Origin of the sequence: Streptomyces sp. x-19, assembly GCF_046549115.1 — a bacterium.
In the GTDB taxonomy this organism is placed as follows: Bacteria; Actinomycetota; Actinomycetes; order Streptomycetales; family Streptomycetaceae; genus Streptomyces; species Streptomyces albulus_C.
In genome coordinates, this window is the sequence record NZ_JAJPWK010000020.1 from 150,272 (window position 1) to 159,299 (window position 9,028).

General features: G+C 72.1%; 6 protein-coding genes and 1 tRNA gene. 4 read left to right on the forward strand and 3 right to left on the reverse strand.

Annotated elements, in window-relative coordinates; genetic code table 11:
* Positions 1-106: 106 nt before the first annotated feature.
* Positions 107-182: transfer RNA gene (locus ACLJT4_RS32425), tRNA-Arg, on the reverse strand.
* Between the two features lie 303 nt (positions 183-485).
* Between ACLJT4_RS32425 and ACLJT4_RS32430 the strand changes: the two genes are divergently transcribed.
* The 4 genes from ACLJT4_RS32430 to ACLJT4_RS32445 all read left to right on the forward strand — a co-directional run bounded on the left by ACLJT4_RS32430 (position 486) and on the right by ACLJT4_RS32445 (position 6,924).
* Positions 486-2,264, forward strand: coding sequence for a dynamin family protein (locus tag ACLJT4_RS32430; protein WP_411127784.1), 1,779 nt, complete (start codon positions 486-488; stop codon positions 2,262-2,264).
* Positions 2,261-4,414, forward strand: coding sequence for a GTPase (locus tag ACLJT4_RS32435; RefSeq protein ID WP_411127786.1), 2,154 nt, complete (start codon positions 2,261-2,263; stop codon positions 4,412-4,414). Before ACLJT4_RS32430 ends, ACLJT4_RS32435 begins: the two co-directional genes overlap by 4 nt.
* A gap of 331 nt (positions 4,415-4,745) precedes the next feature.
* Positions 4,746-5,291 carry a single-stranded DNA-binding protein gene (locus tag ACLJT4_RS32440; RefSeq protein ID WP_411127788.1) on the forward strand — a complete coding sequence of 182 codons (546 nt, stop codon included), beginning with the start codon at positions 4,746-4,748 and terminating at the stop codon, positions 5,289-5,291.
* Positions 5,292-5,523: 232 nt separating this feature from the next.
* Entirely contained in the window at positions 5,524-6,924 is a 1,401-nt protein-coding gene (locus tag ACLJT4_RS32445) for an LAETG motif-containing sortase-dependent surface protein (protein ID WP_411127790.1), read from the forward strand.
* Between the two features lie 285 nt (positions 6,925-7,209).
* Here ACLJT4_RS32445 and ACLJT4_RS32450 read toward each other — a convergent pair whose 3' ends face one another.
* Together ACLJT4_RS32450 and ACLJT4_RS32455 are read right to left on the reverse strand one after the other, a co-directional pair.
* The gene (locus tag ACLJT4_RS32450) at positions 7,210-8,463 is read right to left on the reverse strand and encodes a tyrosine-type recombinase/integrase (protein WP_411127792.1); all 1,254 of its coding nucleotides are present in this window, start codon (positions 8,461-8,463) and stop codon (positions 7,210-7,212) included.
* Positions 8,464-8,541: 78 nt separating this feature from the next.
* Positions 8,542-8,766 (reverse strand): helix-turn-helix domain-containing protein, encoded by a 225-nt coding sequence (locus ACLJT4_RS32455; RefSeq protein ID WP_411127794.1) that lies wholly within the window; start codon positions 8,764-8,766, stop codon positions 8,542-8,544.
* Positions 8,767-9,028 lie beyond the last annotated feature (262 nt).

A 9,028-nucleotide genomic window follows, 5' to 3' on the forward strand; every position in this document is an offset into this window, starting at 1 on the left:
CCAGCCGGACGACCCGGCCCGCCCGACTCCCGCGCTCGCCGATGTAGCAGGATGAGAAAACCGCCCCTGACCAGCAAAAAGGCCCTCCCCAGGGGAGGGCCTGCGCTGGCGCCCCCGGCAGGACTCGAACCTGCGGCCAAGTGCTTAGAAGGCACCTGCTCTATCCACTGAGCTACGGGGGCCGGGTGGTGGGCGTGGATCACGAACCGCGGACCAGGATAGAGGTCCGGGTGGCTCGTCCCGGTTGCTTCACCTCCGTGGCACGTTGTGGAGGTTCGGTGAAGCGATCCCGATAATCGCAGGCAGGTACGAATCCTGCACGGCTTTTGGCGCCTCGCGCTGCGGGTGTTGTGCACTCGTTATGCCTGCGTCTGAAATGTTACGAAAATCCCATATCTCACCTATCGCGTCCCGTGGAGATTCTTACGGCGCACGCAAGGGGCTATACGCTTCAAAAACCTAACGAAATTGGGCATTCTTCACATGTGGCCACCTTGGACGTAGGACCCCGGCTGATCGACGCACTGTCCGTTCTGCGTGACCGTGTCGACGCCGCACGTTTTCCCTTGCCGCTCGGGGGCGCCGCCCGCGCCCGGCGGAACCGGGCGGAGTTGCTCTCCCAGCTGGACGACTATGTGATGCCCCGCCTGCGCGCCCCTAAGGCCCCCCTTCTCGCAGTCATCGGGGGATCCACCGGAGCGGGCAAGTCGACCCTGGTCAATTCGCTCGTGGGGCGGCGGGTGTCGGAGGCGGGGGTGCTGCGGCCCACGACGCGCACGCCGGTCCTGGTCTGCCATCCCGACGATCACCGCTGGTTCGCCGGGCAGCGGGTGCTGCCGGGGCTCACCCGGGTGTGGGTGCCGGAGCAGGACGGCGGCGGCGAGGGCAACGAGCGCGGCGAAGGAGAGGAGAAGGGCCTCGGCGGGGGGCGCGGGCGGGCGGGCGGGACGCCGGGGGCGCCGACGGTGCGGATCGAGACGGACGCCGCGCTGCCCAGCGGCCTGGCGCTGCTGGACGCCCCGGACATCGATTCGCTGGTGGCGGGAAACCGCGAGTTGGCGGCCGAGTTGATCTGCGCGGCCGACGTCTGGGTGCTGGTCACCACGGCGGCCCGGTACGCCGACGCGGTGCCCTGGCACCTGCTGCGCACCGCCAAGGAGTACGACGTCACGCTGGTCACCGTGTTGGACCGGGTGCCGCACCAGATCGCCGGCGAGATCTCCGCGCGCTACGCCGAACTCCTGCTCCGCGCCGGGCTCGGCAACGTCCCCCGCTTCACCATCCCCGAGCTGCCCGAGTCCGCGGGCGGGGGCCGCGGGCTGCTGCCCGCGACGGCGGTCGCCGCACTGCGGGAGTGGCTGGAACGGCACGCCCAGGACCCCGTCGCCCGTGGTGCCGCCGCGGACCGGACCGCCTCCGGGGTGATCGCCTCACTGCGCAGCCGGCTGCCGGCACTGGCCGGGGCCGCCGCCGCGCAGCACGCCGCGGCGCTCCGGTTGGCCGGCCGCGTCGAGGAGGCGTACGAACAGGCCGCGGGGCGGGTGCGGCGCGAGGTCGAGGCCGGTGAAGTGCTGGCCGGCGACGCCCGCGCCCACTGGCACGCGCACGGGCTGGGCGGCCGCGCCGACGAACTGCTGGACGCTCTGGTCCACGGGCTGACCGCGTTGCTGGTCTGCGCCGTCGAGGAGGCCGACGAGCGGGCGGCCGGCGCCTGGCGGCGGGACCCCGCGGCGGCCGAGGGCGTGCTGACCGCCATGGACGGGGCCGCGGGGGCCGCCGGGCGGATCGGCGTGATCGTCCGGCGCTGGCGGCGCTGCCTGGAGGAACTGGCCGATGAGGAGGCCCGGGAGGCCCGCGGCGGGCAGTCCGGCGAACGGACCGATCCGGTCGACGCCGAGGAGCCGGCGGCCCTGTTGGCCACCGCGCTGCTGGGCGGGCGCCGCGCCCGTACGGCGGGCGAGAACCTCGCCGACCTGCTGGGGGCGCAGAGCGCGGTCCGGCTGCGCGACCAGGGCGCCCGGCTGCTGACCCGGTACCTGGCGCACGCCCTCGACGGTGAACGGGAGCGCCGGTTGGCCCCCCTGGACCGCTTGACGGTGCCGCCCAGCCAGCAGGCCGAACTCATCGCCGCGGTGTCCGTGGTGCAACGCGAACAGCTGCGGCGCGCACACCACCGGTCGCGGCCGGTGGAGGGGCGGGAGCCGGAGCCGGAGCCTGGACGCCCGGCGGCGGACCGGTACGGGAGAGAGACGGTGACGCAGTGACGGACTCCGGGGAGCGTCGGGCGGAACTCAAGGCCGGCGAGGCCGGCGAGGCAACGGCATGGGATGACGCGACGGGCGACGGCGGGACGCATGGTGACGGCGGGACGCATGGTGACGGTGGGGTGTGGGACGACGGCGGCGCCTGGGACGACGGGGTGATCGCACGACGGGTGAGGGGCGGGGAGCCGAGGCACGGGGCGCGGGCCGCCGGGGCGGACCAGCCGGAGGGAACCGCTGGTGGCGTCGACGGCGCAGCGGGGGAGGACGAGGCGTCGCGTGGACGGCGCCGGCGTGCGGGGAGAGGGGCGGAGGGGGCGCGGGAGGCCACCGGGGACGGGCTCGGCAGCGGGCGGAGGAACGCCGTCCGGGGCGACGCCGGTGCGGACGGGCTCGGGGAGTGCGGGCCCGGGTACAAGTGGGTGCCCGGTGGGGCCCGACGGGCCGCGGGGGAGGGGCTGCGGCCCCGCCTGGAGGCGCTGCGGGAACTGATCGCGCTGTCCCGGAGCCGGCTGGACGGGGCGGTGCTGGACGGGGCCGGCCGGGTCCTCGAAGCGGCCGACGAGCGCTACCGGCTGTCCGGTGAGCACACCGTCGTCGCCCTCGCGGGGGCGACCGGGAGCGGGAAGTCGTCGCTGTTCAACGCGTTGGCGGGGGCGGCGCGTTCGGAGGTCGCGGCGCGCCGGCCGACCACCGCCGAGCCGGTGGCCTGCGTCTGGTCGGGCGGCCGGCCGGGCGCGGAGGGCCTGCTGCGCCGGCTCGGGGTGCCGGTGCACCGCCGGCACACCCCCGCGCAGGGCAGTCCCGAACTGGCCGGGCTGGTCCTGCTCGACCTCCCCGACCACGACTCCTCGGCCACCGCCAACCGCGAGCAGGTCGACCGGATGCTGGAGTTGGTGGACGCGGTGGTCTGGGTGGTGGACCCGGAGAAGTACGCCGACGGGGTCCTCCACGAGCGGTACCTGCGGCCGTTGGCGGGCTACGCCGAGGTCACGTTCGTGGTGCTCAACCAGGTGGACCGGCTGCCCGGCGACGCCGCCGACCAGGTGGTGGACGATCTGCGCCGGCTGTTGGACGAGGACGGGCTGGCGCTCGGCGAACACGGGGAGCCGGGCGCGGCGGTCCTGGCCCTCTCCGCGGCGACCGGCGAGGGCGTCGCGGAACTCCGCGAGGCGCTCGGCCAGTTCGTCGCGGAGCGGGGCGCGGCGGACCGCCGGCTGACGGCGGACGTGGACACCGCGGCGGAACGGCTGCGGACCGCGTACGCCGCGGACGGCCGGGTGGGCCTGACCGAAGGCGCCCGGGAGGAGTTCGACGCCCGGCTCGCCGAGGCGGTCGGGGCGGTGGCCACGGGACGGGCGGCGGAACGGGACTGGCTGCGGCACGCGGAACGGGCGTGTGGTTCGCCGTGGTCGCGGTTGCGGGCCCGGCGCAAGGACCGCAGGGCACGCCGGCGGGGCGCGGCGGCGCCCCGGGGCGCCAGCGGCACGGGCGCGGTCCGGATCGGCGCGCCGCGCACCGGAGCGGGAGGCTCCGAAGCAGGGGGCGGCGGCAACGGGGCCGGGCGGGGCGTTCCCGGCAGCCGTGCCGGTGGGCGTGGACCGGGCGAGGACGGGCGGGCGACGGCCCGGCCCGTGGTGGAGCAGGCGGTCCGTACCGTGGCGGGCGAGGCCGCGCACGGGCTCCCGCTGCCCTGGGCGCAGGCGGTGCGCGAGGCGGCGGTGCGCGGGGCCGAAGGGCTGCCGGAGGCGCTGGACGCGGTGGCCGCCGAGGCCGAGGAGGGGTTGCGCCACGGACCGGACGGGAAACCGCGGTGGTGGACGGTGGCGGCCTCGGTGCAGGGGTTGCTCTTCGTGCTGCAAGTGGTGGGTGTGCTCTGGATGGTGGGCGCCGTGACGGGGGTGGTCGACCCGGCGGAGTGGCTGTCCGGGGTGCTGCCCGCGGTCGTGGGGACAGTGGGCGGGCCGGCGTTGACCTGGCTGTGCGGGGTGGTGGCCCGCGGCCCGGCCCGCCGGTACGGGCAGGAGGCCGAGCGACGGCTGCGAGGCACGGCGGCCGGCTGCGGCCGGGCGCGGGTGCTGGAGCCGGTGGCCGCCGAACTCCTGCGGTACCGCGAGGTGCGGGAGCGGTACGCGGTGGCGTCGGGCGTCTGAGCCGGAAGCGGGGCAGGGGCGGCGGCCGGGGTGCCGTCGCCCTTTCGGGGGGCGGAGTTGTCCACAGGGCGTGCTTCGTCCACAGGCCGCCGCGGCCCGCGTCGAACCCGTGCAGCATGGAGACAACGCGGCGCGGTGGACGCGGAACGGCTCCGCCGCAATGCGACGCAAGGCGCCGTACGCCCACGGCAATACCGGGCAGCACCGGCGCAATGCGACGACGCCGCGGGCCACGCGGCGCAACGCGGGGCAATGCACCGGACGTTGAGGCGACGTGCCGACGTCACGCAGCGACGTGGCGTCATAGGAGAAGGGGACGGGGGAGTCTTTCGTGAACGACACGATGGTGACGCTGGTGGGGAACGTGGCCACGGCGGTGGAGCACCGGGAGACCGCGGCGGGGGTGTCCGTGGCGCGGTTCCGGATGGCGGCGTCCTCGCGGCGCTGGGACAAGGCCCGGGAATGTTGGACCGACGGGGAGACGAGTTTCTATACCGTTCGGTCCTGGCGCGCACTCGCGGACAATGTCGCCGCATCGGTCGCGGTCGGCGAACCCGTGGTCGTGCAGGGGCGGTTACGGCTCCGAGAGGGGGAACGGCCACCGGAGAAGGGCGGCCAGCGCTGGTTCGCGGCGGAGGTCGACGCCCTGGCGATCGGACACGACCTCGCGCGCGGAACGTCCGCATTCCGTCGGGTGCTGAAGACGTCAAAAGCCACGGAAGGAACGCAACGATCCCTGGATGCAGTGCCGTTGGAGAAGGAAGTTGAATCGGTTACGACTGTGGTAATGGCGGCACCGGTGAAGACGCCGGAGCTCGTTCCGGCGAAACACACGAAGCCGCCAGGCAATTCACCCAACAAGGCATCTGTGCCCTGAAAACGTACGGCGATTTGTCGATAATGCCGGCGCGTGATGCGGGTATTCGGTAACGATTGCGATGCGGATCGCTTATAGGACGCTATTACTGGGGACCCTGCTGCGCCCGCTCCATAGGATCCGACGAGTACTCACGGGGGCTGACCAGGCTGACCAGTTCGGCCGTTGAGTTCTTGGGATCTTTCCGGTGAGGCGACCTCTCCAGCCGACCGCCTTGCCCAGAGGGGAAATCATGCTTTCGATGAAGGGGCGGGGCGCAGCCCGCCTTGCCGCCGCGGTCGTGGCCTCGGGCCTCATCGCGGCGGGCACGATAGCCACCGCGGGGACCGCCGCGGCGGACGACCCGGCCGCGTCGCACGGGGGCGCCACCGCGACGCTCGGCGGCCTGAAGACCTTCGATCAGGCCGTGGTGCACGGAAACGGAGGGGACCAGCGCATCGGCGCCGGCCTCTTCGAGATGTCGGTCGACAACGGCGGCACGCTGCAGACGTACTGCATCGACATCCACAACCCGACGCAGCAGCAGGCCCGCTACCAGGAAGTGCCCTGGAGCGCCTCGTCGCTGCACAACAACGCGGACGCCGGCAAGATCCGTTGGATCCTGCAGAACTCCTACCCGCAGGTGAACGACCTGGCGGCGCTCTCCACCAAGGCCGGTGCCGGGCAGCTGTCCGAGAAGACCGCCGCGGCCGGCACCCAGGTCGCCATCTGGCGCTTCTCCGACCACGTCAAGGTGGACGCGGTCGACCCGGCCGCCGAGAAGCTCGCCGACTACCTGGAGAAGAGCGCGCAGAGCGTCTCCGAGCCGAAGGCGTCGCTGACGCTGGACCCGCCGGCGGTCTCCGGGAAGTCCGGCAGCAAGATCGGCCCGGTCACCGTGCACACCAACGCCGACAGCGTCACCATCTCCCCGGCGGCGGGCGCGCCGGCCGGCGTGAAGATCGTCGGCAAGGACGGCAAGCCGGTCACCAGCGCCGCCGACGGCACCCAGCTGTTCTTCGACGTCCCCCAGGGCACCGCCGACGGCAACACCTCGCTCACCGCGCAGGCCGCGACCAAGGTCCCGGTCGGCCGCGCCTTCACCGGCATCGGCGAGCACGCCAAGAGCCAGACCCAGATCCTCGCCGGCTCCAGCGAGTCCACGGTCTCCGCGGCCGCCACGGTCTCCTGGAAGAAGCAGGGCGCGATCCCGGCCATCACCGCGGAGAAGAACTGCTCCAAGGGCGGCGTGGACGTCACCGCGACCAACAAGGGCGATGAGGCGTTCCGCTTCCAGCTGTCCGGCAAGGACTACGAGGTCGCGCCGGGCGCGGCCAAGACCGTGACCGTTCCGGTCGGCGAGGACCAGCCGTACCAGATCACGATCACCGGCGCGGGCGGCTTCAAGAAGACCTTCTCCGGCGTCCTGGACTGCAAGACCGCGGGCACCGGCGGCCAGCCCTCCCCGCACCCCAGCCCGGCCACGGCCGGCGGCACCTCCAGCGGTAGCACCGGCGGTCACGGCACCGACCTCGCCGAGACCGGTTCCAGCAGCGCCACCCCGGTGATAGCGGGCGTCGCGGTCGCCCTCGTGGTGATCGGTGGCGGAGCGGTGTTCTTCCTGCGTAAGAAGAAGACCGGACAGTCCGCCTGAGCGAGGGGGTCGACCGCCTCGACGCCGCCGTCCCCGTGAGAACCGGTGACCGGGCCGTCGGCGCACCGTGAACCGGTGATCACCGGACGACCAGCACAAAGGCCCCGGAGCGCAGTGTCCGCTCCGGGGCCTTTGCCGTCCGCCCCTCGACACCCGTTTCCGTCCGGGGATGGACGTACGGCAAGATGGGGTGTTTTTGGCGGCTCCCGGCCCCCGTAGGTCCCTGACCAGCAACGGAGTTGTGAATCAGGGGCCCACGCGGGGCCGTGGGCCGTCTGTGGGCCGTCAGGCCGCTTGAGTAAGCGCCTCAGGGCCCCCGCGCCGGAAGACCGCGGACACGGCGGCACGCGTCCGCTCCTCACTGCTCGGCAGCAGGTGAGTGTAGATCCGAAGTGTGAACCCGGGGTCCGAGTGCCCCAAGTACACACTCAGCGCCTTGATGCTCTCTCCACCGTCCAGCAGGACCGAGGCGTAGAAGTGCCGTAGCGCGTGCATGCCGTCGTCTGGCGCGGCAGCATAACGGCCTCCCGATTCCTTGGGCGGGATGACGCCGGCGTGGGCCAGCGCCGGCTTCCACACGTAGTCGTCGAAGTAGCTGCGCCAGATGGCCTTGCCGACCCCACTGGTGAAGACCAGCTTGCGCGTGACCAAAGGCCCGTCCGGAGTCTTCCACGGCAACGTGACTTCGACGGGCGGGAACTGAGACATGTGGAGGTGGAGGTTTTCGCCCACCACTGGACTGAGGGGTGCGGATCGGAGCTTCCCTCGCTTGGGCGGGGCGAACACGAGCGTCCCGCCGATGCGCTTGACCTGCTGTCGCACGCGCAGCCAGCCGGCGGCGAAGTCGATGTTCTCTTCGTCCAAGCCGAAGATCTCGCCCTGGCGCAAGCCGCCGCCTCCACCCGCGTCCACCGTGCACTTGTATCGGTCGGGCAACCCGTCTCGGACGGCGAAGACCCTGGCCGGCATCCATGGTTGGATCAATCGCGGATCGGGCTCCGGGGGTTTGACCGACTGCGCGTGACACGGGTTCACTCGCATCACCCCGTCATCAACCGCGGCATTGAACAGCGACGACACCGAGTCGTAGATGGCTCGACGGTACGTCGCGTTGGGTACGGCCGTCTGGAGGGCGCTGAGCCAAGTACGTACATGCTCAGGCTTGAACGACCCCATCGGGCGGATGCCCAGGTAGGGGACTGCGTGGAGCCGAATGCGTCGGGCTACCACCTCTTGGCTACCAAGATCCGTCGTCAAGCCGCTCAGCCACTTCTCGGCGTACTGCCGGAACGTGACCTGGCCGGCCTTCGGGTCGAGGAAGTGACCGGCGTCCATGTCGGCCTCGATCTTCGTCAGCCACTTTTCGGCGAGCCGCTTTTTGCCGTCGGGGAAGCTCTTGGACTGCTCCGTTCCGTCCGGACCGATATAGCGGGCACGGTAACGGAGGCCGGTGCCGTAGCGGTCCGTCTTGACCCTTCGAGCCTTGCCGTCGGGGCCGGGCTCGGTCTTGTACCAGCGGTCTTGGATGTGGCCTGCCATGTGCAGTTCTCCGGGAAGCGAGAGGGGCAGGGCCAGGTGGCCCCGCCCCTCGGGGTAAGTTCGGATCGGTGGTGTGGGTCAGGCAGCTGCGTCGGTCGCCATGAGCGCCTCGGTCCAGGCGTGCACAGCGGCGGGGTCGTAGCGGACGTGCTTGCCGACGCGGAATCCGGGCGGGCCGGTGCGCTTCTTGCGCCACTCGTAGACGGTCTCCAGCGGCACGTCGAAGAGGGCGGCGACATCGGTGGGGGTGAGGTAGCGATCGGGCAGACCGCTCCGGAGAGTGGCTGTGGCGGACGGGGGCATTCGCGTCTCCTGGAGTCATGCAGCGTCGAGGGGCGGGCTGCTGTCCGAGGTGCGGATTTCTGCGTCATTGCGTCATCAGCGTCGTTCGGGCTTCTGACCTGCGGTTTTGTGTGACGCGGTGGCGTGAGGGTGCGTCATAGCGGCGTCATGGGCTGCGTCAGCGGGTGACGCAGATGACGCAGGCTGACGCAGCGGTCGCCGTCTGCGTCATGGCTGTTGCCGCAGGTCGGGGCCGTTTTTCGGTCCGCATGACGTAGATGAC

Coding starts and splice junctions, on each gene's coding strand:
- ACLJT4_RS32455 (WP_411127794.1), bottom strand. CDS start 8,766: ATGCCCCCGTCCGCCACAGCCACTCTCCGGAGCGGTCTGCCCGATCGC.
- ACLJT4_RS32445 (WP_411127790.1), top strand. CDS start 5,524: ATGCTTTCGATGAAGGGGCGGGGCGCAGCCCGCCTTGCCGCCGCGGTC.
- ACLJT4_RS32450 (WP_411127792.1), bottom strand. CDS start 8,463: ATGGCAGGCCACATCCAAGACCGCTGGTACAAGACCGAGCCCGGCCCC.